The following is a 24,485-nucleotide window of genomic DNA, read 5'->3' as shown; positions in this document are numbered from 1 at the left end:
ATGCGGGGGTTCAGGCACGGGCGAGCAGGATCACGGTCGAGCGGGTCGCGATCCGGTAGCTGTCGGGGACCGTCAAGGGTGCTTCGTCACCCGGCTCGCGGAAGTCGTAGGGGGATGCGGCCGCGGTGTCGGCGACGAGGTGCCAGGTGGTCCCGGATTCCGGGCGCGGCAGTTGAAGGTCGTGCGCTTCCCAGTGGGCATTCATGGCGACGTAGATCTGCTCACCCTCGGTGGAGCGCATCAGGGCCAGCAGTCTGCTCTCCGGGGACCAGTCGGGTTCCCAGGCCCGTACGCCGTGCCAGCTGATGCCGTCGGGCGAGTGGGCGGCGCTGCGCAGGGCGGGGTGCGCCCTGCGGAAGGTGATCAGGGAGCGCGCGAACCGGTGCAGTTCCGCGTGGGTGTCGCGCAGGCTCCAGTCCAGCCAGGACAGCTCGTTGTCCTGGCAGTAGGTGTTGTTGTTGCCCAGCTGTGTGCGGGCAATCTCGTCACCCGCGAGCAGCATCGGCACGCCCTGGCTGGTGAGGAGGATCGCCAGGGCGTTCTTCATCTGCCGCATCCGCAGCCGGAGGATCTCCGGGTCGTCGGTCGGGCCCTCGGCGCCGCCATTCCAGCTGTTGTTGTCGTTCGCCCCGTCGGCGTTGCCCTCTCCATTGGCCTCGTTGTGCTTGTCGTTGTAAGCGACGAGGTCGTGGAGGGTGAATCCGTCGTGTGCGGTGACGAAGTTGACGGAGGCGGTGGCGCCGCGGCCCGTGTAGAGGTCCGGTGAGCCGGCAAGCCGGGTCGCCAACTCGGCGACCGTGCCGGCGTCGCTCTTGAGGAACCGGCGTACGGTGTCGCGGTACTTGCCGTTCCACTCCGCCCAGCGCCCGTATGCGGGGAAGGTGCCCACCTCGTACAGCCCGGCCGCGTCCCATGCCTCCGCGATCAGCTTGCAGTGGCGCAGGACCGGGTCGTGGGCGAGCTGCTCAAGGAGCGGCGGGTTGGCCAGCGGGGTGCCGTCCGGGGCCCGGTCGAGGATGGCGGCCAGGTCGAAGCGGAAGCCGTCGATGTGGTACTGCGAGACCCAGTGGCGCAGGCAACCGAGGACGAAGTCGCGCACCACGGGGTGGTTGCAGTTGACGGTGTTGCCGGTCCCGCTGAAGTTGTAGTAGTCACCGGCCGGCGTGAGCATGTAGTAGGTGGCGTTGTCGAGGCCGCGGAAGGAGATCGTCGGCCCCCGTTCGTTGCCTTCCGCCGTGTGGTTGAAGACGACGTCGAGGATGACCTCGATGCCGGCCGCGTGCAGTTCCTTGACGAGGGTCTTGAACTCGTCGGCCTGCATGCCGAAGCGGCCCGTGGCGGCGTAGCCGGCCTTCGGGGAGAAGAAGCCGATGGTGTTGTAGCCCCAGTAGTCGAGGAGTGGTTCGCCGGTGACGGGGTGGCTGCGCGGGTTGTCGTGCTCGTCGAACTCGAAGACGGGCATGAGTTCGACGCAGTTGACGCCCAGGTCCTTCAGGTACGGGATCTTCTCCCGCAGGCCCGCGTAGGTGCCCGGGGCCGACACCCCGGAGGAGGGGTGCCGGGTGAAGCCGCGTACGTGCAGCTCGTAGACCACCAGGTCCTCGGCCGGGATGCGCAGCGGCGCGTCGTCGCCCCAGTCGAAGTCGTCGAGGACCAGCCGGGACCGGTAGGGGCAGGGGCGGTCGCGGTCCGGCACGGTGCCCCACTCGTCCCGCCCGGAGATCATCCGGGCGTACGGGTCGGTCAGCACCTTGGACACGTCGAACCGGTCACCGCGCTCCGGGGCGAAGGGGCCCTCGGCGCGGAACCCGTACTCCAGGCTCTCCGCCTCCAGACCGAACACGGTCATCGCGTACACGCTGCCGATCCGGAACGACGGCGGGAACTCCAGTTCGGCCAGCGGCTCCCGTGCTCCGGGCTCGAAGAGCACGAGCCACATCCGGGTGGCACGGTCCGAGTAGACCGAGAAGTTGATCCCACCGGGGACGAGGGTGGCGCCGAACGGCAGCGGGTGGCCGGCTCGGACTCCGTAACCGGCGATGTGGTGCGTGGGGTAGGCGTCGATACGCTCCCGGCTGTCGAGTGACGTCATTGGCCCGCCGCTCCTGGTTCGAGGGACGCCTTGTCGCGAATGTCGAAGAAGTCGAGGAACCCGGTGGAGGACATGACGAACCTGACCTCCTCCGACAGGCCGACCAGGACGGTCGTGCCCTGCCGGCGCAGCGCCTGGCGGTGCACCAGAAGCAGGGTGCGCAGTCCCGCGCTGGAGATGTACGGCACGTGGGTGAGGTCGATGACGGTGGTGCGGTCGGATCCGACTAGCGGCAGGATCCGCTCCTGGAGCGCTGCCGAGGTCACGCTGGTGATCTCGCCCGTGAGTTCTACGACCATGGCACCGTCCACGTCATGGGAGTGGACCTGTACTTCGGCGGTCATGAGTGCGACTCCCGTTCCAGGGAGGGTTCGAGGCGGACACGCACCTTCACCCGCTCCGAGCCACGCTGGGGCAGGCGCACGGTGAGGGCGGCAGCGTCGTAGTCGTCGTGCGAAGAACCCTCGACGTCGACCTCCGCGATGCGCACGGAGCCCGCCGGCAGCAGATCGGGCGCGACGCGCAGCACACCGCCGTCGAGTCCGGACGGGTCCGGCTTGAACCAGAAGTCCATGGGCTTGCCGTGGATCAGCAGGTTGTTGTAGACGGCGGCCAGGTAGCACAGCTCGGCGGAGTGGTACATGGACATCGAGTGGCTGCCCTTGAGCCGCTCGGTGCCCAGCAGATACGGCAGTCCGGAGGCGAGGACGTTGAAGTAGACGGCGCCCTCGTCGTGGTCGAGGAAGAAGGTGTTGTAGAAGGACTCGGCCCGGCGCGCCTCCTGCAGGAAGTCCTCGCGGCCGGTCGTGCCGCGCAGGATGAGATAGGCGAGAATCGCCTGCTCCTGCTGCCACCACGCCTTGCGGTCGTGCCAGGCGAAGCGGTGGAACTTCTGGCCGGCGGAGCGAATCCGCTCGACGACGTCGTACCAGCCGCCGCGCCGCAGGTCGCTGCCGACCGCAGGCATCGACTCGCCGATACCGACGGCGGTGTCGAGGTACTCCGGCTTGGGACGCAGCGAGTGCAGCCGCATCAGATTCCAGGCGATCTTGAGGTTGTGGCCGACGACCGCTCGGTCCTGCTGCCAGCCGTGGGTGGTGTCATGAGACCAGTCGCGGTGGAACCGCTCCTGCACGAACGGGCTGTTCTTGCGGTCGGGGAAACGCTCGACGATGGTGTCGAAGGTGTACTCGAGCATGCGTGCGTACCGCTCGTCACCCGTGGCCAGGTAGAGGTTGATCAGATAGGCCGGGGCGTGGTCGCCGACCGAGTTCCAGTTCTTGCGGTCCTTGTTGGGACCCAGGGACTCGTGGTCTGCGCGGAAGAGGATCGGGTCGACGTGCGAGAAGTAGCCGCCCTGCTCCTGGTCGAGGAAGAACTTGTCGAACAGCCGCAGCGTGGCGTCGGCATCGCTCTTGATCCGCGGATCGGCGGTGACGCGGTAGGTCTGGACGGGTCCCGCGAGCGCGTAGATCTGCTCGTACATGGGGATGGCGTCGTAGTCGTCGGAGAACTCCGAGGTGAACAGCTTCTTCTCGGTCTCTCCGTCCACGCTGAGCCCGTGGTACCAGTAGACGACGTCCTCCTCGGGATCGACGACGCGCATGTGCTCCCGCAAGTAGGCGGTGCCACGCTCGGCGACCTCCAGGTACTCGTCGTTGCCCGTCAGCATGAACGCGGACGCCATGCCGTAGACCAGACGGGAGATGGTGTCGGTCTCCTGGATGTGGCTGGCGGTCTTGTCACCGCCGAGCCTCAGCTGGGTGCGGTACTGCGTGTAGTCCACGGGTCCGTCGCCGAACTGGGCGCGGCGGTAGAAGCCGGCAACGCTCTCCAGCTGGCGTATCCACCAGTCGGTCTCCTCGAACCGGAACGTGCCGGGCCGCCGGCCGGGGAAGACCAGTCGCTTGGCCTCTATACGGGTCGTGCCGCCCTCGGGGTAGAAGACCGCGTAGGCGAAGAGGAAGCGGCCGGGTTCGAGCATCTCGTCGAGATGGGCTCCGGCGTCGGCGTACGGTTCCTCCAGGTTGTGCACGACCTCGGCGGCGACCTCGCCGCCGACGAGGATCTCGAGTTCGCGGTCGTCGGCGGTGGACAGCCTCACGAGCCGGGTCGCGCGGTCGTACGACGTGACGTGGCCGGCGATGGTGTCGGAGAACGTGAAGTTCACCGCGTCGGCCGTCACGGATGCCTCGGATATGCCAGACGTCTCAGACATGGAGTGGGCTGTCCTTTTCGTGTGTGGGTGCCGCGCTGATGGGGGTCGCGTCGACAGCGACCGTTTCCCGGTCGTCCCGGAATCCCTGGCTGACTTCCACGACGACGCCGTCGGGGTCGCGCAGCCATACCGTGCGCCAGCCGGGGACGACGTCGTCGAAGCCGAGCGGGCCCAGGGTCACGTCGGCCGCGTCGCCCATGGAGGCGAGCAGGTCGTCGACGCTGTCGGTCTGGAACGCGATGTGGCGGACTGCGCCGGGTGCGGTGGGGCCGTCGTCGCGGGCGGGAGCGGCCCGCTCCTCGCGGGCCGGGAAGAGTTCGAGATAGGCGTCGCCCCGGCGGAGGAAGACGATCTGCCGGTCGCCCACGGGCACCGCACGGGCCCGGTGGAATCCGAACCAGCGGGCGTAGAACTCCTCGGTCCGCCGCTGGTCGCGGCAGTTGAGGCCGACGTGGGACCAGTGCATCAACGGGCCTTTCGCTGAATGAGCAGGTCGATGAGCCGGCGGGCGAAGAGGTGGTGGTGCTCGCCGGTGCGGGCGGTCAGCAGGTCGCCGTCGAGGACGACGTCCTGGTCCACGTATTCGGCGCCCATGTTCCGGACGTCGCCGACGAGGTTGTTGTGGCAGACGACCTTGCGGCCGCGGACCACCTGGGGGACGGCGGAGGCCAGCCACATGCCGTGGCAGATGATCCCCTTGACGAGATCCGGCTCCGCGAACGCGCGGCGCAGCAGCTCGGTCGCGGGCGCGGGCCGACTGACGTCCTCGCTGTAGCGCAGGCGATCGGCGACCATGCCGGAGGGCACGATCAGCGCGGCGTACTCACGCAGGCGGGCGTCGCTGATGTCCTCGATGCCGCGGTGGACGGTGAACGGGGCCCGGTACTCGTGTCCGGTGAAGGTCAGCTCGGCATTGCCCCACAGCCGGGTGAGGAAGTCGACCTGGACGCCCTCTTCGGCGAACCGGTGGCGGTAGTAGAAGATTTCGGGCTCGTAGAAGTCGCTCTCCAGCAGCACCGCGATGCGGGTGCCGGTCAGCGGCCCGTCGTCGACGGCGACGTCAGGCATGCGGAGCTCCTTTGCGGAGGTCGGCCGGGAGAGGCTCGGCCTTGATGAGGTCGGTCGCCCGCTCGGCGATCACGAGGACGGCGCTGTGACAGTTCCCGGAGGGCACTTGGGGCATGACGCTCGCGTCCACCACCCGCAGGCCCCGCACTCCGTGGACGCGCAGCCGCGGGTCGACGACCGACAAGTCGTCGGTGCCCATACGGCAGGAGCCGGCGTGGTGGTGGTAACTGTCCGCGGTGCGGCGCACGAAGGCCCGCAGGTCCTCGTCCGTGGTCACCGTCGGCCCCGGCCACAGCTCCTGCTTGTTCCACGGGGAGAAGGCCGAGGTGCCGACGATCTCCCTGGCCAGCTTCACGCCCCGCACCAGCCGCTCCAGATCGGACCGGTCGGCAAGATAGTTGGGGTTGACCAGGGGCTTGGCCAGCGCGTCGCCGTGAGCGAGCCGCACCCAGCCGCGCGAGACCGGGCGGACCACTCCGGGCAGGATGCTCACCGTGTGGGGATGCCGCTCGCCCACAGTGGGGTCGAACGGAGCGTGGACGAAAGCGAGCTGGAGATCGGGGCCGGTCAGTCCGGGGGCGGAGGAGGTGAACAGCGCGCTCTCGGAGAGGTTCTGGCGGGGGGCCGGGACCACGGTGCGGGACTCCGTCATGACAGCGGTGAGCACGTGGTTGTGGAAGTTCTCCCCCACTCCCGGCAGCGCCGCCTTGACCGCGATGCCCTGCGCCCGGAGACGGTCAGGGTTGCCGATGCCGGAGAGCATCAGCAGCTTGGGCGACTCGATGGCTCCGCACGCGACGATCACCTCGCGGGTGGCCCGGACCTGGTGCACGCCGGGCCGGAGATGTTCCGCGTGCGCGTCCCGCACCGGGCGGCCTACGGCTTCCGCCGGTTCCGGGCGCTGGAGGTACTCCACTCCCACGCAGGTGTCGCCGATCACGGCGAGCCCGATGGTCAGGGCGCTGGTGCGCAGGGTGAGGTTGGGACGCTCCAGCGCCGGCTCCAAGTAGGAGGCGAGCGCGCCGTGGCGTCGGCCGTCGGCGATGTCCAGCCGGTGCCAGCCGGCGCCCGACATGACCCCGGTGTTGAAGTTCGCAACCCGGGGGAAGCCGAGTTCGGTGCAGGCGTCGAGGAATGCCTCGGAGGCCGGATTCGGGCCGCCCTGCTCCGCGTCGACGCCAGGCCGGGTCGCCAGGCGCCCGAAGTACGGCCGGACGTCGCGGTACGACCAGCCCGCCGCCCCCTGGTGGGCCCAGTGGTCATAGTCCGACGGGTGGCCCCATACGTGCATCATCAGGTAGAGGTTGCTGCTTCCGCCCGGCGCACGGCCGCGCGGTTCACGGGTGATCCTCCCGTTCAGGCCCTGCTGCGGCACGCTGCGGTGCTTCCAGTCGATACGGCCGTCCATCAGCCGGTGCCAGGCGGTGGGGTCGTCCACCTCCGAGGGGATGCGGCTCGCGCCGGCCTCCAGCACGAGGACCCGTACGTCCGGGTCCTCGGTGAGCCGGTTTGCCAGCACACAGCCGGCCGTGCCCGCGCCGACGACGACGTAGTCGAACTCTTCTTTCATCGTTCTCTCCGAGCGTCCCGTCCGGTCTAGCTCTGGGAGAGCACCTGGAAGGGCAGGGTGTCGTGGTAGTTGGCCATGTAGGTGATGAGCCCGTTCTCGATGCGGAAGTAGTTCATGACGTCCGCCTCGATGGGCTTGCCCGACGCACTGCGGGCGGTGATGCGGGAGACCACCGCCGCCTGGTTGCCGTCGACCAGGACGCACAGCGGCTGGTTCTCGAAGGAGGCGTACAGCTCCCCCATGCCGGTCATCATCGAGCGGAGCTTGTCGCGTCCCTCGATCCGGCCCGCGAGCTGCTCGTCCATGAACATGGACTCGGCGAACAGGTCGCACCAGCGATCCCACCGGCCGCTGTTGGCGTAGCGGTAGTAGTGGGCGAGCACTTCACGGGCGGGCATGACGTCCCCGGTTCCCATAGCGTTACCAACTCCTCAGAGGGCGGCAGAGCCCGACATGGGTTCCAGCGCGTCGCAGATGTAGGTCTTGATGAGCGGAACCGCACGGGTGTCGCCGGCCACGACGACCCAGGTCTGCTCAGCGTCGAAGCCGAGCCACTCGCTCCTGGCGGCCGGCGGGTTCCACACCCGGGCCTGCCAGTTGACGTGGACCTGTACGCGGGCGTCGGTGCCGTCGATGACGGCGTGGACGTCGGTGACCTTGTGCTCCTCGTCGAAGAAGCGGTGGCAGACGGCCTTGTACCACTCGGCGAAGCCGGAGTGCCCCCGGAAGGTGCCCTCGGGGAAGCGCATCTCCAGGCCGGCGTCGACGACGAACTTCTTCACCTCGTCCAGGTCGTCGTGACGGTCGAGGGCGGCGTACCACTGCTCCACGAACGTGCGGATCGAACGTGCGGTGAAGTGCCGCATGGCGCACTCCTTGGTGGCCTGGAGGGGATGGTCAGACCTGGAGGTCGACCAGGAAGGGCCCGGTCGCGGCGAGCATGCGCTCCACCGCGTCGGCGGCCCCCTCGGGCTTCTCGACCCGGATGCCGTCGGCGCCCAGGGCGCGGGCGAGGTCGGCGAAGCGGATGTCGGGCCGGGAGAGGTCGAAGGAGGACGGGAAGTCATGCAGGGGGATGTCCCGTTCCTTCCAGTACTGGGCGATGTTGTCGTCGAGCAGCCGGTACTTGCGGTTGTTGCAGACCACGAACTTCGCCGCGATGTCGTGCCGGGCGGCGGTCCACAGGGCCTGGTAGGTGTACATCGCGCCGCCGTCGCCGGTGAAGCCGACGACCGTACGGTCCGGGCGTGCGAGCTTGGCCCCGACCGCACCCGGGATGCCGACGCCGAGCGAGCCGCCTCGGGTGAGGAAGTAGTCGCCGGGCCGGTTGGGGGGCAGGTGCTTCACCACGGTGGGCGAGGAGGTGAGCGCCTCATCGAAGACGACCAGGTCGTCTCCCGTCCGGCGGGCGAGCTCCCGCAGGAACCGCTCCAGTGTCGAGTCGCCGGACGCCCGCTCGCGGATGCACCGGTGCCGCTCTTCACGCCGCGCCGCCAACCGCCCGGCGGCTTCCTGCCGTTGGGCCGAGGCGAGCCGGCGTTCCAGCTCGGCGGCGAGTGCCGCGAGTGTCGACTTGGGGTCCGCGACGATGCCGAGGTCCACCGGGTGGTTCTTGGCGATCTCGTACGCGTCGAGGTCGACGTGGACGATGCGGGCGTCGGGCCGGAACGGGTTGGTGAGCCGGGGGAAGACCTCGGGGAAGACGTACGTGCCCACGATCAGCACGGAGTCGGCGTCCGCCACCACCTCGGCGCTGCGCTCGCCGAACATGTGGCCGAGTTGTCCGCGGGAGAGCGGGTGCGAGGCCGGCATGTTGACCTCGGAGGAGTCCACGGACCAGGCGTCCGCGCCCAGTTGTTCGGCCACGCGCACCAGCTCCGGCTGCGCGCCGGCGAGTCCGACCCCGTCGCCCACCAGGATCAGCGGGCGTCGGCCGGAGGTCAGCAGCTCGGCGGCCCGGGTCACCGTCTCCGCCGGCGGGGTGGAGACGGTGACCGGGAGAGTGGAGGCGAGGACGGGTTCGTCGTTGAGCTCGTCGAGGACGTCCATCGGCAGGGCCACGAAGACGGGGCCGCGCGGCGGCGTCATGGCGATCTTCACGGCCCGGCGTATGACGCGCAGCACGGAGCGCGGGTCGGTCACCCGGGTCGCGTACTTGGTCACCGGGCGTGCCATGGCGACCAGGTCGGACGCCATCTGCGCGTCCATCGCGTCGTAGCGCACGCCCGCGTCACCGGCGATGGCGACCAGCGGCGTGTGCCCGCGCATCGACTGGTAGAGCATGCCGACGGCGTTGCCGAGTCCGACGCCGGTGTGCAGCTGCAGCAGTGCCGGCCCGCCGGTCGCCCGTGCGTAGCCGTCGGCGATGCCCGCGGCCACGGTCTCCTGGAGCGCCAGGACGTACCGGAATCCCGGGTTCTGCTCCGCCGCGTCGAGAAATCCTTGTTCCACGGTACCGGGATTTCCGAACATGACGTCGAGCCCGTCCGCCATGAACTGCTCGATGAGTTTGACGTTTCCTGACCTGCCCGCCACCGAATACTCCTATGCGGTTTCGTGTCGCGCCCGAATACGGAAAAGGAATCGAGAAATCCCTACCAGCCGTACCGGGTGAGGCCCTCTTCCAGAACCTCGACCATCTTCTGGCCGGTGAGGAAGGAGTCGGGCGTGGAACGGCCCGTGATGAACGGGAAGTCGACTATCACCGAGGTCGGCTTTCCGAAATTCCCATGGTACGCGCCGCCGGGCGCGGTCGCGTCGCGGAGGATGTACTCCAGCGGGTACGGCGGCGGTCCCATGACGAAGTCGGTCCCGAGGAATCCGGTGCCGTCCTTGTAGTCGTACTCCTTGCAGTGGCCGGTGACGTGCTTGCCCCGGATGATGCTCGCCCGGTCGTCCCAGTCGCGGGCGAAGGCGAGGCAGGCGACTCCGTAGCACTCGGCGCCGACCGGCTTGCCGGCCCGGACGAAGGTCAGGATCAGGTCGTGGACCCGCTCGTTGTTGGCGAGGTCGACGATGGGGCCACTGCCGCCGACGACGAGCAACGCGTCGTACTCCCGCAGGTCGGCGTCGATTTCCTCGAGCGAGCGGTGGTAGTCCTCCAGCCTGCTCAGGTAGTCGGGCGCGCTGGTGTAGGGGCGCTCGGGGATCCAGCCGGCGAGGCTGCGCGGGTCGTCGAGCCGGCTTCCGCTTTCCACCACACGGCCCAGCTCGGCCACCTCGGCGGTGGTCACCGAACGGCCGAGCGGCGGGTCGATGTACTCCTCGTCCAGGCTCGGCGGGAGGGCGTGGGCGCGCTTCCCGGTGGGCGTCGCGAAGGTGACTCGGTAGCCGCGCTCGTCGAATGCGCTGAGCGGCCCGACCAGTTCTTCGGCCCAGTATCCGTATTCCGAGAGAACGATCAGAATATGCGTCACTTTCCGCCTCCGATGTGCACCGGTTGATGTCCGGTAACGACAGTGAGCCTGCAATGAACCGGCTGTCAACAGGCTCCCGGACCAGTTTGTGAGGTCACCGGGGGATTGGTGAGGTCGCGATCGGTCGGCGTCAAGACTCCCCGGTAACGAACGAGAGTTTGTGAGGTTGCCGCATACCCCTGCCCAGGGCTGGCTAATGTCCCGTCGCCGGATCATCTCCGACAGAAGGCGGAAGAAAAGGATGACGATTCCCACGCGCGAGGAATTCCTCTCGGCGGTGCAGGACGGCGATGCGGAAACGGTCTCCGGACTGCTCGCGCTCGGCGCCGGCCCGGACGTCCGGGACCCGCTCAGCGGACTGACCGCCTTGATGATCGCGGCGGGGCGTGGCAACGCCCCGCTCGTCCGCCGGCTGCTGGCCGCGGACGCCGATCTGCACACCGGGGACTCCCGGGGCGGCGCCACGGCCCTGCACAAGGCGGTTCAGGGAGGCGACCCGGAGACGGTACGCGTCCTGCTGGAGGCAGGCTCCTTCGTGGATGCCGTGGCGCCCACCACCGGTCACACCCCGCTCATGGACGCCCTCTGGTACAAGTGGCCCGGGGTCGTGACCGTACTCCTGGAGCACCAGGCGGGGCTCAACCTGTCGACGCACTACGGCTTCTCGATGCGCGAGCACTTCGAGTACGAGCTGAACGTCAACATTCGCGGCAAGGACAAGCTCCTCGAGGCCGAACGGCTCCTGACGGCGCGGACGCAAGCCGACGAAAGCGCGGTAAGGGCACAGCACTTGATGGCCGCCGTCACCACCGGCAACCTCGATGCCGTGCGACGCCGCCTCGCGGAGGGCGCCGAGGTCGACGCCCGCTACCCGATGGTCAACGGCTTCAACGACGCGCACACCCCGCTGCTGGTCGCCTGCCGCGACGGGCACGAGGAGATCGCCAGGGAGCTGCTCGCCGCCGGCGCCGACGTCAACGCCGTCGAGCCGACCTTCGGCGCGGTGCCACTCCACAAGGCCGTCTACAACGGCCATGCGGGCATCACCGCCCTGCTCGTCGAGGCACACGGCGTCGACCTCGACTACCAGGGCATCACCAACGGCTACACCCCGCTGCACGACGCCCTCTGGCACGGCTACGAGGAGTGCGCCCGGGTCCTGATCGACGCCGGTGCCCGACTGGACCTCGTCGGCCACGACGGCAAGCGGCCCGCCGACATCGCCCGCGAGAGCCTCGGCGCGGACCACCCGCTCACCAAGGCCATCACTCACGCGACCCCCTGACCACCCCGCTCTGCACAAGTCTGACAAGGAGTCACCGTGCTGTTTTTCGTACAGATGAAGTGGAATCACGAGGGCCGCATCTCGCTGGACGAGCTCTGGGAGGTGGAGGCGGAGGAGACGCTCCACGCCAAGGAGACGATCGAGTCCGGCATGGTCGTCGGCATCTGGAAGGTCGCCGCCCAGAAGCGGGTCATCGCCGTCGTGGACTGCGAGAACGCCGAGGAGCTCGACCGTACGGCGCTGGGGCGGCTGCCCATGCGCGAGTACCTGGAGTTCGAGGTGGTGTGGCCGCTGCGCGACTACCTCGGCTTCGCGGACGACGTCAACGCCCGCTACCGGGTCTGACACCCGCACGCCCATCCCCGAGGAGAGACAAGTGATTCACCAGATCATCCTGGCCCACCCCAAGCCCGGCATGTCGGAGAAGGAGTTCCAGCGGTACTGGGTCGAGGAGCACGCGGTGCGCTACGCGTCCCGGATCCCGCAGATCAAGCGGTACTGCGTCAACACGCGGACCCCCCGGTCCGGCGACGGGGCCGACCCGCTGTGGAGCGGGGCGGCCGAGATATGGCTGGAGAACGAGGCGGAACAGCTCGCTTCCCTGCAGACCCCGGAGTTCCTGGAGGGCGCGCGCCGGGACGAGCCCCGCTGGGCGGCCTTCTGGCGCACGGTGGTCCTGGACACGGACGCGCACGTCGTGGTCGAGGGTGCCGGCGCCGACGACCCCACGACCAAGCTGCTCATCCTCGTCAAGCGCCGTGAAGGGCTGCCGCTGCGGGAGTTCCGCGACCGGAGCCTGAACCGGCACGCCCGGCTGGCCGAGAAGATCCCGGGGCTGCGCAGGTACATGCAGAACCACACCCGCGACGCCTTCTACGGGGTGGGCGAGGCCGTGCTGGACGGCGCCTACCAGCTCTGGTTCGACAGCCCGGAAGCCTACGAGGCCGCCCGCGAAACCCCCGAGTTCCGGGACATGCTCGCCGACTTGGCGACCTTCACAGAAGCCCGCTACGTCCACACCCTCCTCTTCGAGGAGCACTGGATCTTCGGCCGTGAGGGAACCCGATGAGCGACCAGGATCTCCGTGACCGCCTCGACATCATCGAGACGTGCACCCGCATGTGCTGGCACACCGACAAGCGCGAGTGGCAGTCGCTGCGTTCGTCGGTCTTCACCGAGAAGGTGCTGGTCGACTACAACAGTCTCAACGGAGGCGAACCCGCCGAGCTGGCCGCCGACGACCTGATCGAGGCATGGCGGACCCTGCTGTCCCCACTGACCTCGACGCAGCACCTGCTCACCAACCACCTGGTGCGGGCCTCGGGTGACGCAGCCGTCGCCACGGCCGACTTCCTGGCCACACACCTGCTGCCCAACGCCCTCGGCGGTCCGCTGTGGACGCTCGGCGGCCACTACCGGTTCACGCTCAACCGCACGCCGGCCGGATGGCGGATCGACGGCCTGACGATGACCGCCGACTGGGCCGACGGCAACCGGAAGATCATGGAGAGGAGCAAGTGATGGCCGGCAATACACGCGAGGTCGCCGAGGAATGGTTCGCTGCGCTTACCGGCGGCGACACCGAGCGGGCCCTGACATTCCTAGCGGACGACATCGAGTGGATCAACTACGCACCGGTGCCCGGCTACAACGACCGCATGCCGTGGATCGGCACGTACCACGGTCCCGCGGAAGTGCTGGACAGCCTCAAGGTCTTCCTCGGCGTGGTCGACGTCGGGGACGAACGGCTCGTGGAGCTGATCGTCGAGGGCGACCGGGCCGTGGGTGTGCTCTACGAGAAGTCCGTGGTCAAGGAGACCGGCCAGACCTTCGAGATCGAGTTCGTCCAGCACCTCACGGTCCGCGACGGCAAGATCGTGCGCTGGAAGTCCTACACCGACCCGTCGCAGATCCTGCGGGCCATCGACGGGAGGGCGGCATGACGTACACCGTGCGCACGGAGCGCGTCACCTTCGACAGTGCCGGGCACCGTCTCGTCGGCACCTTGTACCGTCCCGACGTCCAGGGCCGTGGGCCCGCGGTCGTCGTGGCCGGTTCGTGGACGACCGTCAAGGAGCAGATGGCCGCGCTCTACGCGCGCCGGATGGCCGAGGCGGGGCTGACGGCGCTGGCCTTCGACTTCACCGGCTTCGGCGAGTCCGGCGGCGAGCCGCGCCAGCTGGAGTTGCCGGACCGCAAGATCCGCGACATCCGCGGTGCCGTCACCTTTCTCGCCGGGCACGGGTCCACCGACCCGGACCGGATCGGCGCACTGGGGATCTGCGCCGGCAGCGGCTACGTCGCGGTGAACGCCGCGGAGGACCGGCGCCTGCGCAGTCTGGCCCTTGTAGCGCCGTGGCTGCACGACCCCGAGCTGGTGAGGGAGGTCTACGGCGGCACGGACGGGGTGCAGAAGAGGCTCGACGCCGGCCTCTCGGCGCGGCAACGGTACGAGAAGGGCGAGGCCGTCCCGTACGTGCCGGCTGTCAGCACCACGGACCCCGACGCCGCCATGTTCGGCCCCTTCAAGTACTACCTCGACGACAAGCGCGGGGCGGTGCCCGAGTGGGACAACCGGTTCGCCGTGATGTCGTGGCCCCACTGGCTGTCCTTCGACCCGCACCCGGCAGCCGCCGGCGTCACGGTCCCGACCGTGATGGTCCACAGCCGTGACGCCGCCCTTCCGCAGGGTGCGCAGAAGTTCCACGACGCCCTGGGTGGTCCCAAGCGCATCGTGTGGACCGACGGCACACAGTTCGACTTCTACGACCAGGAGGAGAAGGTCGCCGAGGCCGCGGGCATCGCCGCCCGGCACTTCACCGAAACCCTGGCCTAGGACGGCGGACGGCCGGGGTGCGACAGCGAGCGACGCGAAACCGCCGCACCCCGGCCCCGCCCCGACGGAGGCATCCCACACACATGCCCGAATGCATACACCTCGACCAGATCACCCCTGTGGCCGCCGCGTCGGACGACGGCTGCCAGGAGTGCCTGAAGTCCGGCGACCGCTGGGTCCACCTGCGCAGGTGTCTCAGCTGCGGGCACATCGGCTGCTGCGACTCCTCGCCGAACCAGCACGCGAGCCGGCACTACACCGCGACCGGCCACCCGATCGTCCTCTCCCACCAGCCGGGCGAGTTCTGGGGCTGGTGCTTCCCCGAGGGACTCTTCCTGGAGTTCGACGAAGGGACCTGTCCATGAGTACGACGGTGCCGGGGACCACCGTTGACGAGACGCGCAAACCGGTCATCCTCGCCGTGGACGACGACCCCCAGGTACTGCGGGCGGTCCGGCGGGATCTGCGCAGCGTCTACGCCGACCGCTACCGGATCCTCGGCGCTTCGTCCGCCGGTGAGGCGTTGAAGGTCCTGGACTCCCTGGAGGAGCGGGGACACGACCCGGCGCTGTTCCTCGTCGACCAGCGCATGCCCGACATGACCGGCGTCGACTTCCTGCAGGAGGCGGTGAGTCGTTTCCCCGACGCCCGTCGGGTGCTCCTGACCGCGTACGCCGAGACCGACGCGGCGATCACGGCGATCAACAGGGTGCGGCTCGACTACTACCTCATGAAGCCGTGGGACCCGCCCACCGAGCGGCTGTTCCCCGTCCTCGACGACCTGCTCTCCGACTGGATCGCAGCGTATCGCCCCGCCTATCGTGGCATCCGGGTCGCCGGCCATGTCGTGTCGGCCCGGACACACGCCGTACGGGACTTCCTCACCCGCAACGGCCAGCCGTTCCGGTTTCTCGACGTGACGACCGATCCGGAGGCCCAGAAGCTGGTGGAACAGCACGCAGGGGCAGAGCTTCCGTTCGTTGCCTTCCCCGACGGTGCCGTGGTCGCCGCCCCCTCGAACGCCGAACTCGCCGACCACCTCGGCCTGCCCACCACCGCGTCCCGCCCGCACTACGACACCGTCATCGTCGGCGCGGGACCCGCCGGACTCGCCGCGGGTGTGTACGCGGCCTCGGAGGGGCTCTCCACACTCCTGCTCGACGCCGACTCACCTGGCGGCCAGGCGGGAACCTCCAGCCTCATAGAGAACTACCTCGGCTTTCCCGCGGGGCTGTCGGGCGGCGACCTCACGCGGCGGGCCGTGAGCCAGGCGGGACGGTTCGGCGCCGAATTGCTGTCGCCGGTGGAGGCCGTCGGGCTGCGTCCCGTTGGCCCCGCGAAGATCATCACCCTGGCCGACAACTCGGAGATCAGCGCCGAGACCGTGCTGCTTGCCACCGGGGTGTCGTACAACCGCCTGGCGATCCCGGGTGCGGAGCAGTTCGAGGGCGAGGGGCTGTACTACGGCGCCGCGATGGCCGAGAGCAGTTCCTGCATCTCGCACCACGTGTTCATCATCGGGGGCGCGAACTCCGCCGGGCAGGCCGCGATCCACTTCGCCAAGTACGCGGCGAAGGTCACCGTGCTGGTCCGGGCCGACTCGCTCGAAGCCGGGATGTCCCAGTACCTCGTGGACGAAATACGCCGGACGACGAACATCGAGGTACGGGTGAGCACCCGGGTCCTCGCCCTGCACGGAGACGAGCACCTGGAGCGCATCACGCTCATCGACGACGCGACGGGTACCGAGTCCGACGAGCAGGCGAGGTTCGTCTTCACCTTCATCGGTGCGCGGCCCCGCACCGACTGGCTGGCCGGGGTCGTGGACTGCGACGAGCACGGCTTCGTGTTGACGGGCCCTGATCTGGCGCGCGCCGGCGTGCTTCCTGCCGCTCGGCCGTCGGCGCGCGAACCCCTGTTGCTCGAGAGCAGCGTCCCAGGAGTCTTCGCGGCCGGTGACGTGCGCGCCCACTCGATCAAGCGGGTGGCTTCCGGTGTGGGCGAGGGCGCCATGGCCGTCGCGCTGATCCACCGCTATCGGGCGTCATCGGGCCGGTGACCCGGGGTGCCGCAGGGCTGTCCGTCACAACGCATCGCACCCAGGCCCTGTCAGGCTGACCAGCACCAGTGCCAGCAGCACCACGATCGCCCCGGCGGCGATGAACACGTAGTCCAGCAAGCGCCGTTCCCGGTTGTAAACGACGACGGTGCCCGGGTTGGCCGGGTCGTAGGTGATCAGCAGTGTGTCGCCGTGCTGCAACGGCCGCCGCCTCGTCGGCGCTACGGGACTGACGATCTCCACGACTCGGCCGTCCTCCGTGGTGAACTGGAGCAGCGGGCGTGGTGGCGCGGGATCGTCGTCACGCGAACCCGGGTTTCTCTTCACCAGTGCCCAGACCCGGACGCCGCTCCGTGCGATCCTACGGGTCTGGCGCAGGCTGGTGATTCCGGCAAGCGCCATGAGCCCGCCGCCGCAGGCTGCGAACACCGCCAGGACGACCATGTCTCCTGCGCTCACCTGGCCTTGCCTCCACAGGGCTCGAAGCGGTAGCCGATGCCGGGCTCGGTGATGAGGTAGCGCGGGTGGGCCGGGTCGGGCTCGAGTTTGTGACGCAGGGCCGACATATAGATGCGCAGGTAGTTGGAGTGCTCGTCGTGGCCCGGTCCCCAGATGTCTCGCAGCAGCTGGTGGCCGGTGACCAGCCGTCCCGGATTACGCAGCAGCGTGGCGAGCAGCCGCCATTCCGTCGGGGAGAGACGAACGGGCTCGCCTCGGCCCGAATCGCCTACCACGGTGTAGGCCGGCAGGTCGATGGCGTACTGGCCGACAGTGACGGTCGGAGGTCCGCCGGAGCAGTCCGACCGGCGCAGCACGGCGCGCAGCCGGGCCAGCAGCTCCTCCATGACGAACGGCTTGGTCACGCAGTCATCGGCACCCGCGTCCAGCACCTCGACGACGTTCGCCGGTTCGGCATGCTCCGACAATGCGATGACGGGTATGGAGGACCAGTCCCGCAGGCCGGTGATGACGTCGGTGCCGTCGTCGTCCGGCAGGTCGAGGTCGACGATGACCGCGTCCGGCGGCGTGCGGGAGGCCAGGCTGAGGGCGCTGGTCCCGTCGGGCGCGGTCGCGACGGTGTAGCTCTGCGCGGCGAGACCGACCTCCAGCGCGCGCAGCAGCTGCGGCTCACTGTCGACGATCAGCACGCGTCGCATCATGCCGGCCCATCTCCTTGCGCTGAACGGCTGTTCTCTCGTCCATCGTCACTTCAATCCGGCCAGATCGTGGTTGAGCTGGACGACGTTGACACTTTCCTGACCCAGGAAGCCCAGCGAGCGGCCGTCTATGCGCCGGGCGACGAGGTCGCGGACCGCGGCCGGGCCCAGCCCGCGGGCTTTCGCCACCCGGTTGACCTGCTCGTAGGCGTACACGGGTGAGATGTCCGGGTCGAGTCCGGAGCCGGAAGCGGTGACCGCGTCGTCGGGAACACGGTTGGGCTGGACGCCGTCGAACGCGGCCACCGCGGCACGCCGTTGTTTGATCGTCTTGATCAAGGTGGCGTTGTTGGGTCCGAGGTTGGAGGCGCCGGAGGTGGTCGGGTCGTAGCCCGTGCTCCCGGCTGCGGACGGGCGGGGCTGGAACCACTTGGGGTCGGGTGCCGGCGTGGTCTGGCCCTTGCGCGGCGAGAGGTCGAAGTTCTGGCCGATGAGGGCGGAGGCGACTGGACGTCCGTGGTCCTTGATCATTGATCCGTTGGCCTGGTGCGGGAAGAGGCCCTGGGCGATGCCGGTGACGGCCAGCGGGTAGGCGATGCCGGTGATCACGGTGAAGACCAGCAGCATGCGCAGTGCCGCCAGGTGGTGGCGGATCACGCGGGCGGGAGAACCTGCCACGGGGATCGTCCTCCTTGTCGGTCAGTGCAGTCCGGGGACGAACTGGATGATCAGGTCGATGGCCTTGATGCCGAGGAACGGCAGCACCAGGCCGCCGAGGCCGTAGATCCAGATGTTGCGGCTGAGCAGCGCGGCCGCCGAGGACGGCCGGTAGCGGACGCCGCGCAGGGCCAGCGGGATCAGCGCGACGATGATCAGCGCGTTGAAGATGATCGCGGAGGAGATGGCCGAGGTCGGGCTGTGCAGGCCCATGATGTTGAGTCGGTGCAGGCCCGGGTAGACGCTGGCGAACATCGCGGGGATGATCGCGAAGTACTTGGCTATGTCGTTGGCGATGGAGAAGGTGGTCAGCGAGCCCCGGGTGATCAGCAGCTGCTTGCCGATCTCGACGATCTCGATGAGCTTGGTCGGGTTGGAGTCGAGGTCGACCATGTTGCCGGCCTCCTTGGCGGCCGACGTACCGGTGTTCATCGCCACGCCGACGTCCGCCTGGGCCAGCGCGGGCGCGTCGTTTGTACCGTCACCGGTCATGGCGACCAGCTTGCCGCCGGCCTGCTCCCGCTTGATGAGGGCCATCTTGTCCTCGGGGGTGGCCTCGGCGAGGAAGTCGTCGACGCCGGCCTCCTCGGCGATCGCCTTGGCGGTCAGCGGGTTGTCACCCGTGATCATCACGGTGCGGATGCCCATGCGGCGCAGCTCGTCGAAGCGCTCGCGCATACCGTGCTTGACGACGTCCTTGAGGTGGATGACTCCGAGGATCCGGGCGCTCTCGCCCCCTCCCTGCCGTACCACCTCGCCAACGACCAGCGGCGTGCCGCCCGTGGCGGAGATGCCGTCGACCAGCGGGCCGACCTCGTCGGTGGGGTGGCCGCCGTGGTTGCGGACCCAGCGCATGACAGCGGTGGCCGCGCCCTTGCGCAGCGCGCGGTTGGCCAGTTCGTCGTCGAGGTCCACCCCCGACATCCGGGTCTGCGCGGTGAACGGGACGAACTCGGCGTGCGCCAGCTCGCCCTCGGACCGTGCCCGTAGCGCGTGACGTTTCTTGGCGAGGACCACGATCGAGCGCCCTTCGGGGGTTTCGTCGGCGATCGAGGACAACTGGGCGGCGTCCGCCAACGTCTCCAGGTCCACGCCGCTGACCGGCAGGAACTCGGCAGCCTGCCGGTTGCCCAGGGTGATGGTGCCGGTCTTGTCCAGCAGCAGGGTGTTGACATCGCCCGCGGCCTCCACAGCACGTCCGGACATGGCCAGCACATTGCGCTGCACCAGCCGGTCCATCCCCGCGATGCCGATCGCGGCGAGCAGCGCGCCGATCGTGGTCGGGATCAGGGCGACGACCAGCGCCACCAGGATGACGATGGACTGCTCGGCGCCGGCGAAGACGGCGAAGGGCTGCAGGGTCACCACAGCGACCAGGAAGACGATGGTCAGCGAGGCCAGGACAATGTTCAGCGCGATCTCATTCGGTGTCTTCTGCCGGTCCGCGCCCTCCACCAGCGCGATCATGCGGTCGATGAAGGTCTCGCCGGGTTTCGAGGTGATCCGCACCACGATGCGGTCGGAGAGCACCTTCGTCCCGCCCGTCACGGCGGAGCGGTCGCCGCCCGACTCGCGGATCACCGGCGCCGACTCGCCCGTGATCGCGGACTCGTCCACGCTCGCGATGCCCTCGATCACATCGCCGTCACCGGGGATGATCTCACCGGCCTCGACCACGACGTGATCACCGAGCCGCAGGTCGGTCCCCGGCACCTCCTCGGTGACCTCCGGTGCGCCGGGCTGCCCTTCACGGAGGACACGGCGGGCCATGGTGTCCTTCTTCGTCCGGCGCAGCGTCTCCGCCTGCGCCTTGCCGCGCCCTTCCGCCACCGCCTCCGACAGGTTGGCGAAGACCACGGTCAGCCAGAGCCAGACCGTGATCACCCATGCGAAGACGCTCGGGTCCCTGATCGCCGACAGCGTGGTCAGCACGGCGCCGACCTCGACCACGAACATCACGGGGTTCCTGACCATCAGACGTGGGTCGAGCTTGCGCAGCGCGTCGGGGACGGAGGCGAGGAGCAGCCTGGGCTCCAGCATTCCCGCAGAGATCCGATGCGGTTCGGCCTCCGGCGGGCCCTTCGGCGCCGTGGTTTCCAGGGTCGTGGTGGGCATCAGTGCAACCCTTCCGCGAGCGGCCCCAGCGCGAGCGCGGGCAGGTAGGTGAGGCCGACAACGATGAGGATCACGGCGGACAGCAGGCCGACGAACTGCGGCCGGTGGGTGGGCAGTGTGCCCACCGTGACGGGCACCGGCTGCTGCGTGGCGAGCGATCCGGCCAGCGCCAGCACGAACACCATCGGCAGGAAGCGGCCCAGGATCATCGCAAGCCCGAGCGCGGTGTTGTACCAGACGGTGTTGACGCTCAGCCCGGCGAAGGCAGAGCCGTTGTTGTTGGCGGCCGAGGTGAAGGCATAGAGCACTTCGGAGAAGCCGTGCGGACCGTGGTTGAGCATCGCCGCCCGCTCGCCCGGCAGCGCCATCGCGATGCCGGAACCGACCAACACGATCGCCGGGGTGGTGAGGATGTACAGCGAGGCGTACTTCATCTCCCGACCGCGCAGCTTCTTGCCCAGGTACTCGGGCGTGCGACCGACCATCAGGCCGCCGACGAAGACCGCCACGACGGCCAGGATCAGGATCCCGTACAGGCCGGACCCAGTGCCGCCGGGCGCGATCTCGCCCAACATCATGTTGAAGATCGTCATGCCGCCGCCGCCCGGCGTGAGCGAGTCATGAGCCGAGTTGACCGCACCGCACGAGGTCAGCGTGGTGGACACGGCGAACAGGGCCGAGGCCCAGATCCCCAACCGCTGCTCCTTGCCCTCCATCATCCCGCCGGCCGCGTGCCCGGCCGAACTGCTCACGCTATGCAGCTCGTTGGCGGTGACGATGGCCACCGACGCGGCCCAGATCAGCGCCATCACGGCGACGATCGCGTAGCCCTGCCGCTTGTCACCGACCATCGTGCCGAAGGTACGCGGCAGCGAGAAGCCGATCACCAGCAGCAGGTAGATCTCCAGCCAGTTGGTGAACGGGTTGGGGTTCTCGAAGGGGTGGGCGGAGTTCGCGTTGTAGAACCCGCCGCCGTTGGTGCCCAGCTCCTTGATGGCCTCCTGAGAGGCAACCGGACCGCCCGGGATTGACTGGTGCTGCCCCGCGATGGCGGTGATCGACTGGAAGCCGTGGAAGTTCTCGACCGTACCCGCGGCGACCAGCACCATCGCCATGACCAACGAGATCGGCAGCAGTACCCGCAGCACGACCCTGGTGAGGTCCTGCCAGAAGTTGCCGACCCGGTCGGTCTTCTTACGGGTGAACCCGCGGATCAGGGCCGCGACCACGGCGATCCCGACCGCCGCCGAGACGAAGTTCTGCACCGCAAGACCCGCCATCTGCACCAGATGCCCCAGGGCCGACTCGCCCGAGTAGGACTGCCAGTTGGTGTTGGTGACGAAAGAGGCGGCGGTGTTGAAGGACTGATCGGGACTGATCGGCTTCATGCCGAGGGAGAGCAGCAGATGGTTCTGCAGCCGCAGAAAGCCGTAGAGGAACAGCACCGAGACCACGGAAAATGCAAGCACGCTGCGCAGGTAGCCGGACCACGTCTGCTCCGAGTCCACGTGCACGCCGCCGACCCGGTAGACCAGGCGCTCCGACCGCCAGTGACGGGTGGAGGTGAGGACATGGGCCATATAGTCGCCGAGCGGGCGGAAGGTCAGGGCCAGCGCGCCGACCAGGGCGATGATCTGCAGCCAGCCCGCGAGAGTGGCGTTCATGGAGAACCTCTCCAGCCACGACCGTTCGGGGCGAAGCTAGAACTTCTCGGGGAAGATCAGGCACAGGACCAGGTAGATCACCAGACAGACGGCGACGACCAGGCCGACGACGTTCTCCACGCTCACAGCCGGTTCACTCCCCTGGCGACCAGTCCGATCAGACCGAAGGCGACGATGACGAGAACGATGAATCCAAGGTCCGGCATGTGTGACACCCCCGTAGCGATGACGGAAAGGGACCGCTCGGCCAGGCGTGGCGACGCGATGCGGAGGCGCCGAGGCGCGGGGCGGTGTCGGTGGAATCCGGCTTCTTCAGCGAAACGCTGCGACGCTGGGTCCGCCAGCCTCGTTAGCGGGAGTTTGACACTTTCAGCCACTCCTTTAACGAATTCCTGACACACCGCCTCCGCCAGTCGGTGCGGTCCACCCGTGTGTGGGCCTATCGCCGCTCCTCCGAGTGTCCCGTCTCCTGCGAGACCACCGGGAAGTCGGTCAGCTGGCTGTAAATGCCCCACAGATCCAGCTGGGCCCACTGCCCCGTAACTCTGCCCTCCCTGATCTTGACTATACGGATGGCCTGGAACGAGATCCGGCGCCCTGTCGCCGGCACACCCAGAAACTCCCCGACGTGCGTAGCCTCGACGCGGAAGCGAATCGTGACGGCGTCCCGTCCCTCGACCACGTCTTCTTCGTACATTTCGAGGTCGCGCCAAGGCTTCACCATGTTCTTCACGTAATGACCGACGGCGACCTGGAAGTCGGTGAGCCAACCGGTCAGCCCGAGGCATTTCTCCTTCCATCGATCGGAGTCGATGAGCCGGGCTGCTCCTTCGGTGTCCCCGGCCAGCAGAAGACTGTTCCACGCGCGATAGATCTCCAGCGGTGAGACATCACGCCGCGTTTCGATCCGCTTCTCATTCATACTGCGACCCTTCTTTCCGTACTGATGCAGGCCGACAACCCATCAGACGAACTACCAACCGGACCCCCGCAGCAATCGCATACCTCACAAACTGTCATGCGGATCGAGGTCCGAGCCGGTCCGCCTCTGCACAGCGGAGACGAAAAGGACGCGTAGGTGGCTCGGTCCGCTCAACGACTCGCGTGCGACGAGCAGTTCCGAGGCGTTTCCTCTCCCCGGGACATCCGTTCGCGGAGGTGCCGTGGCCGTCGCCACCCCTTTCGGCTCATCGTCGTAAGGACGGCGACAAGAACGGTCACGACCGCTTGAGTACACGGGTGGCGGCCGGGTTGGATCGACAGCGGAAGCGGCGGATCCAGCGGCTGGTCTCGCCGTCGGCGGGGCCTGGACGAGCCCCGTACGCATGCCGCGCGGAGGCTGGTGGGGGCGCAGGTGGCCAAGCGTATTGAAGTCGTCGTCGACAGGGCCTTCGCCGCCGCCATCGCCCTGATGATCCTGGTCGTCCCCCTGCCCAGGGACTCAGGCCCCGAGTTGACCGAGGCACTGGCGCACCAGTGGCCGTACTACCTCACCTACGTCGTGAGTCTTCTGGTTCTCGGGGCAATGTGGATCAACCACCACGACCTCTTCGCCGAGGTCCGGAGGACCGACCGCACCCTGATCCTCCTCAACCTACTTCTCCTCATGGTCGTCGCTGCAGTGTTCTGGTCAACGGGCTTTCTGGCTGGCCGGCTTCACGCAGGCCGGGAGGCGACGGACGCCGCCCCGCTCTACGGCATCCTGGTGACAGGCGGCCGGCATGCCGGACCGGTCCACAGGCCCAGCAGATGCCGCGCCGGCCCGCAGGTCCAGTGGTAGCGCCGGGCCTTGGGCGATGTCGGACGCAGCGCAGGAGAACCGGGAGTTCTATGGCCTGCTGGGCTTAGAGGAGGTCATGAACCTCGGCAGGATCATGACGCTCGCCTCGCCGTCCGCTCCGGCGGCGCAGGTCAGCTTCAACAGTAACTGAATAGGCCAGTTGGCGAACAAGGCGCCAGAGGCCACCCGGGGATGCTGACCGGATGTCGCGGTTTTGTCCGAGCATGGCTGACAGCCTCCGGGGCGCCGGGCCGGCTGTGCCCACGGGAATGCCGTGCCATCGGGAATGCCGTGCCATGGGGCGGCGCGGTGAGACACAACTCAGTAGAGGCCGTCGGGCCAGTGCGGGTCGTCCCAGCGGGCGTCCCCGGTGAGCCCTATCAGGCGTACCTGGTGGAGCAGTTCCTCGGGCATGAAGCTTCCCCGTGATCTCGGACACGTAATGGCTATGCCGCGAGGGTGTGTTGATGCCGCTGCCTGGTCTCAGCCGGGGTGAGGTAGCCGAAGA

The 24,485-nt window shown here is 68.5% G+C and carries 26 protein-coding genes and 1 pseudogene; 10 read left to right on the top strand and 17 right to left on the bottom strand.

What is annotated here, in order from left to right:
- Nucleotides 1-10 precede the first annotated feature (10 nt).
- The 10 genes from glgX to ABZ656_RS18290 are packed head-to-tail and all read right to left on the bottom strand — an operon-like array spanning nt 11 to nt 10,364.
- Nucleotides 11-2,092 carry a glycogen debranching protein GlgX gene (gene glgX, locus ABZ656_RS18335; protein WP_360269165.1) on the bottom strand — a complete coding sequence of 694 codons (2,082 nt, stop codon included), beginning with the start codon at nt 2,090-2,092 and terminating at the stop codon, nt 11-13.
- Nucleotides 2,089-2,436 (bottom strand): STAS domain-containing protein, encoded by a 348-nt coding sequence (locus ABZ656_RS18330; protein ID WP_360269162.1) that lies wholly within the window; start codon nt 2,434-2,436, stop codon nt 2,089-2,091. The genes glgX and ABZ656_RS18330 overlap by 4 nt, the downstream gene beginning before the upstream one ends.
- Nucleotides 2,433-4,310 (bottom strand): AGE family epimerase/isomerase, encoded by a 1,878-nt coding sequence (locus tag ABZ656_RS18325; RefSeq protein WP_360269159.1) that lies wholly within the window; start codon nt 4,308-4,310, stop codon nt 2,433-2,435. Before ABZ656_RS18325 ends, ABZ656_RS18330 begins: the two co-directional genes overlap by 4 nt.
- Nucleotides 4,303-4,776: a VOC family protein gene (locus ABZ656_RS18320; RefSeq protein ID WP_360269156.1), complete on the bottom strand. Its 474-nt coding sequence runs from the start codon at nt 4,774-4,776 to the stop codon at nt 4,303-4,305. Before ABZ656_RS18320 ends, ABZ656_RS18325 begins: the two co-directional genes overlap by 8 nt.
- Entirely contained in the window at nt 4,776-5,378 is a 603-nt protein-coding gene (locus ABZ656_RS18315) for a DJ-1/PfpI family protein (protein WP_360269153.1), read from the bottom strand. Before ABZ656_RS18315 ends, ABZ656_RS18320 begins: the two co-directional genes overlap by 1 nt.
- Nucleotides 5,371-6,948, bottom strand: a complete 1,578-nt coding sequence (locus ABZ656_RS18310) for a GMC oxidoreductase (RefSeq protein WP_360269150.1) — start codon at nt 6,946-6,948, stop codon at nt 5,371-5,373. The genes ABZ656_RS18315 and ABZ656_RS18310 overlap by 8 nt, the downstream gene beginning before the upstream one ends.
- A gap of 26 nt (nt 6,949-6,974) precedes the next feature.
- Nucleotides 6,975-7,364, bottom strand: a complete 390-nt coding sequence (locus ABZ656_RS18305; RefSeq protein WP_360269147.1) for a nuclear transport factor 2 family protein — start codon at nt 7,362-7,364, stop codon at nt 6,975-6,977.
- Nucleotides 7,365-7,379: 15 nt separating this feature from the next.
- Entirely contained in the window at nt 7,380-7,814 is a 435-nt protein-coding gene (locus tag ABZ656_RS18300) for a nuclear transport factor 2 family protein (protein WP_360269144.1), read from the bottom strand.
- A 31-nt stretch (nt 7,815-7,845) separates the two neighbouring features.
- Nucleotides 7,846-9,483, bottom strand: a complete 1,638-nt coding sequence (locus ABZ656_RS18295; RefSeq protein WP_360269141.1) for a thiamine pyrophosphate-binding protein — start codon at nt 9,481-9,483, stop codon at nt 7,846-7,848.
- Between the two features lie 59 nt (nt 9,484-9,542).
- Nucleotides 9,543-10,364, bottom strand: a complete 822-nt coding sequence (locus ABZ656_RS18290) for a type 1 glutamine amidotransferase domain-containing protein (RefSeq protein WP_360269139.1) — start codon at nt 10,362-10,364, stop codon at nt 9,543-9,545.
- Nucleotides 10,365-10,605: 241 nt separating this feature from the next.
- Between ABZ656_RS18290 and ABZ656_RS18285 the strand changes: the two genes are divergently transcribed.
- The 8 genes from ABZ656_RS18285 to ABZ656_RS18250 all read left to right on the top strand — a co-directional run bounded on the left by ABZ656_RS18285 (nt 10,606) and on the right by ABZ656_RS18250 (nt 16,544).
- On the top strand, nt 10,606-11,649 hold the full coding sequence (locus tag ABZ656_RS18285) for an ankyrin repeat domain-containing protein (RefSeq protein ID WP_360269137.1): 1,044 nt from the start codon (nt 10,606-10,608) through the stop codon (nt 11,647-11,649).
- Nucleotides 11,650-11,685: 36 nt separating this feature from the next.
- Nucleotides 11,686-11,994, top strand: coding sequence for a muconolactone Delta-isomerase family protein (locus ABZ656_RS18280; RefSeq protein ID WP_360269134.1), 309 nt, complete (start codon nt 11,686-11,688; stop codon nt 11,992-11,994).
- 31 nt (nt 11,995-12,025) lie between these two features.
- A complete protein-coding gene (locus ABZ656_RS18275) occupies nt 12,026-12,718 on the top strand; it encodes an EthD family reductase (RefSeq protein ID WP_360269131.1) in 693 nt (230 codons plus the stop codon).
- Nucleotides 12,715-13,170 (top strand): nuclear transport factor 2 family protein, encoded by a 456-nt coding sequence (locus tag ABZ656_RS18270; RefSeq protein WP_360269128.1) that lies wholly within the window; start codon nt 12,715-12,717, stop codon nt 13,168-13,170. Before ABZ656_RS18275 ends, ABZ656_RS18270 begins: the two co-directional genes overlap by 4 nt.
- Nucleotides 13,170-13,592 carry a nuclear transport factor 2 family protein gene (locus ABZ656_RS18265; protein ID WP_360269125.1) on the top strand — a complete coding sequence of 141 codons (423 nt, stop codon included), beginning with the start codon at nt 13,170-13,172 and terminating at the stop codon, nt 13,590-13,592. Before ABZ656_RS18270 ends, ABZ656_RS18265 begins: the two co-directional genes overlap by 1 nt.
- Complete coding sequence (locus ABZ656_RS18260) at nt 13,589-14,485, top strand: alpha/beta fold hydrolase (RefSeq protein WP_360269122.1); 897 nt, start codon at nt 13,589-13,591, stop codon at nt 14,483-14,485. The genes ABZ656_RS18265 and ABZ656_RS18260 overlap by 4 nt, the downstream gene beginning before the upstream one ends.
- A gap of 83 nt (nt 14,486-14,568) precedes the next feature.
- Entirely contained in the window at nt 14,569-14,850 is a 282-nt protein-coding gene (locus ABZ656_RS18255) for a UBP-type zinc finger domain-containing protein (RefSeq protein ID WP_360269119.1), read from the top strand.
- On the top strand, nt 14,847-16,544 hold the full coding sequence (locus ABZ656_RS18250) for an FAD-dependent oxidoreductase (protein ID WP_360269116.1): 1,698 nt from the start codon (nt 14,847-14,849) through the stop codon (nt 16,542-16,544). Before ABZ656_RS18255 ends, ABZ656_RS18250 begins: the two co-directional genes overlap by 4 nt.
- Before the next feature lie 24 nt (nt 16,545-16,568).
- Here ABZ656_RS18250 and ABZ656_RS18245 read toward each other — a convergent pair whose 3' ends face one another.
- From ABZ656_RS18245 to ABZ656_RS18215, 7 genes are all read right to left on the bottom strand, one after another.
- Complete coding sequence (locus tag ABZ656_RS18245) at nt 16,569-17,003, bottom strand: DUF3592 domain-containing protein (RefSeq protein WP_360269113.1); 435 nt, start codon at nt 17,001-17,003, stop codon at nt 16,569-16,571.
- Nucleotides 17,000-17,701, bottom strand: a complete 702-nt coding sequence (locus ABZ656_RS18240; protein WP_360269241.1) for a response regulator — start codon at nt 17,699-17,701, stop codon at nt 17,000-17,002. The genes ABZ656_RS18245 and ABZ656_RS18240 overlap by 4 nt, the downstream gene beginning before the upstream one ends.
- A gap of 48 nt (nt 17,702-17,749) precedes the next feature.
- A complete protein-coding gene (kdpC, locus tag ABZ656_RS18235; RefSeq protein ID WP_360269110.1) occupies nt 17,750-18,379 on the bottom strand; it encodes a potassium-transporting ATPase subunit KdpC in 630 nt (209 codons plus the stop codon).
- Nucleotides 18,380-18,400: 21 nt separating this feature from the next.
- A complete protein-coding gene (kdpB, locus tag ABZ656_RS18230; protein ID WP_360269107.1) occupies nt 18,401-20,533 on the bottom strand; it encodes a potassium-transporting ATPase subunit KdpB in 2,133 nt (710 codons plus the stop codon).
- Nucleotides 20,533-22,197: a potassium-transporting ATPase subunit KdpA gene (kdpA, locus tag ABZ656_RS18225; protein ID WP_360269104.1), complete on the bottom strand. Its 1,665-nt coding sequence runs from the start codon at nt 22,195-22,197 to the stop codon at nt 20,533-20,535. Before kdpA ends, kdpB begins: the two co-directional genes overlap by 1 nt.
- Before the next feature lie 36 nt (nt 22,198-22,233).
- Entirely contained in the window at nt 22,234-22,323 is a 90-nt protein-coding gene (kdpF, locus tag ABZ656_RS18220; RefSeq protein WP_360269101.1) for a K(+)-transporting ATPase subunit F, read from the bottom strand.
- Between the two features lie 313 nt (nt 22,324-22,636).
- On the bottom strand, nt 22,637-23,119 hold the full coding sequence (locus ABZ656_RS18215) for an ester cyclase (RefSeq protein ID WP_360269098.1): 483 nt from the start codon (nt 23,117-23,119) through the stop codon (nt 22,637-22,639).
- Nucleotides 23,120-23,551: 432 nt separating this feature from the next.
- Between ABZ656_RS18215 and ABZ656_RS18210 the strand changes: the two genes are divergently transcribed.
- Both ABZ656_RS18210 and ABZ656_RS18205 read left to right on the top strand, forming a co-directional pair.
- Nucleotides 23,552-23,977, top strand: a complete 426-nt coding sequence (locus ABZ656_RS18210) for a TMEM175 family protein (RefSeq protein WP_360269095.1) — start codon at nt 23,552-23,554, stop codon at nt 23,975-23,977.
- 16 nt (nt 23,978-23,993) lie between these two features.
- Nucleotides 23,994-24,116 (top strand): annotated as a pseudogene (locus tag ABZ656_RS18205) (glyoxalase); the annotation flags it as partial.
- Nucleotides 24,117-24,485 lie beyond the last annotated feature (369 nt).

The sequence above is a fragment of the Streptomyces sp. NPDC007095 genome, assembly GCF_040634475.1.
Classification (GTDB): Bacteria; Actinomycetota; Actinomycetes; order Streptomycetales; family Streptomycetaceae; genus Streptomyces.
Note: the sequence above shows the minus strand (reverse complement) of the source record. Positions and strands in the feature narration are given on the sequence as shown.

Bases quoted from the DNA above. Each gene is read 5' to 3' on its own strand.
- kdpB (WP_360269107.1), bottom strand. From the start codon at position 20,533: ATGCCCACCACGACCCTGGAAACCACGGCGCCGAAGGGCCCGCCGGAG.
- kdpA (WP_360269104.1), bottom strand. From the start codon at position 22,197: ATGAACGCCACTCTCGCGGGCTGGCTGCAGATCATCGCCCTGGTCGGC.
- ABZ656_RS18300 (WP_360269144.1), bottom strand. From the start codon at position 7,814: ATGCGGCACTTCACCGCACGTTCGATCCGCACGTTCGTGGAGCAGTGG.
- ABZ656_RS18260 (WP_360269122.1), top strand. From the start codon at position 13,589: ATGACGTACACCGTGCGCACGGAGCGCGTCACCTTCGACAGTGCCGGG.
- ABZ656_RS18215 (WP_360269098.1), bottom strand. From the start codon at position 23,119: ATGAATGAGAAGCGGATCGAAACGCGGCGTGATGTCTCACCGCTGGAG.
- ABZ656_RS18265 (WP_360269125.1), top strand. From the start codon at position 13,170: ATGGCCGGCAATACACGCGAGGTCGCCGAGGAATGGTTCGCTGCGCTT.
- ABZ656_RS18255 (WP_360269119.1), top strand. From the start codon at position 14,569: ATGCCCGAATGCATACACCTCGACCAGATCACCCCTGTGGCCGCCGCG.
- ABZ656_RS18250 (WP_360269116.1), top strand. From the start codon at position 14,847: ATGAGTACGACGGTGCCGGGGACCACCGTTGACGAGACGCGCAAACCG.
- ABZ656_RS18325 (WP_360269159.1), bottom strand. From the start codon at position 4,310: ATGTCTGAGACGTCTGGCATATCCGAGGCATCCGTGACGGCCGACGCG.
- ABZ656_RS18330 (WP_360269162.1), bottom strand. From the start codon at position 2,436: ATGACCGCCGAAGTACAGGTCCACTCCCATGACGTGGACGGTGCCATG.
- ABZ656_RS18310 (WP_360269150.1), bottom strand. From the start codon at position 6,948: ATGAAAGAAGAGTTCGACTACGTCGTCGTCGGCGCGGGCACGGCCGGC.
- ABZ656_RS18240 (WP_360269241.1), bottom strand. From the start codon at position 17,701: ATGCGACGCGTGCTGATCGTCGACAGTGAGCCGCAGCTGCTGCGCGCG.
- glgX (WP_360269165.1), bottom strand. From the start codon at position 2,092: ATGACGTCACTCGACAGCCGGGAGCGTATCGACGCCTACCCCACGCAC.
- ABZ656_RS18305 (WP_360269147.1), bottom strand. From the start codon at position 7,364: ATGGGAACCGGGGACGTCATGCCCGCCCGTGAAGTGCTCGCCCACTAC.
- ABZ656_RS18285 (WP_360269137.1), top strand. From the start codon at position 10,606: ATGACGATTCCCACGCGCGAGGAATTCCTCTCGGCGGTGCAGGACGGC.
- ABZ656_RS18315 (WP_360269153.1), bottom strand. From the start codon at position 5,378: ATGCCTGACGTCGCCGTCGACGACGGGCCGCTGACCGGCACCCGCATC.
- ABZ656_RS18320 (WP_360269156.1), bottom strand. From the start codon at position 4,776: ATGCACTGGTCCCACGTCGGCCTCAACTGCCGCGACCAGCGGCGGACC.
- ABZ656_RS18270 (WP_360269128.1), top strand. From the start codon at position 12,715: ATGAGCGACCAGGATCTCCGTGACCGCCTCGACATCATCGAGACGTGC.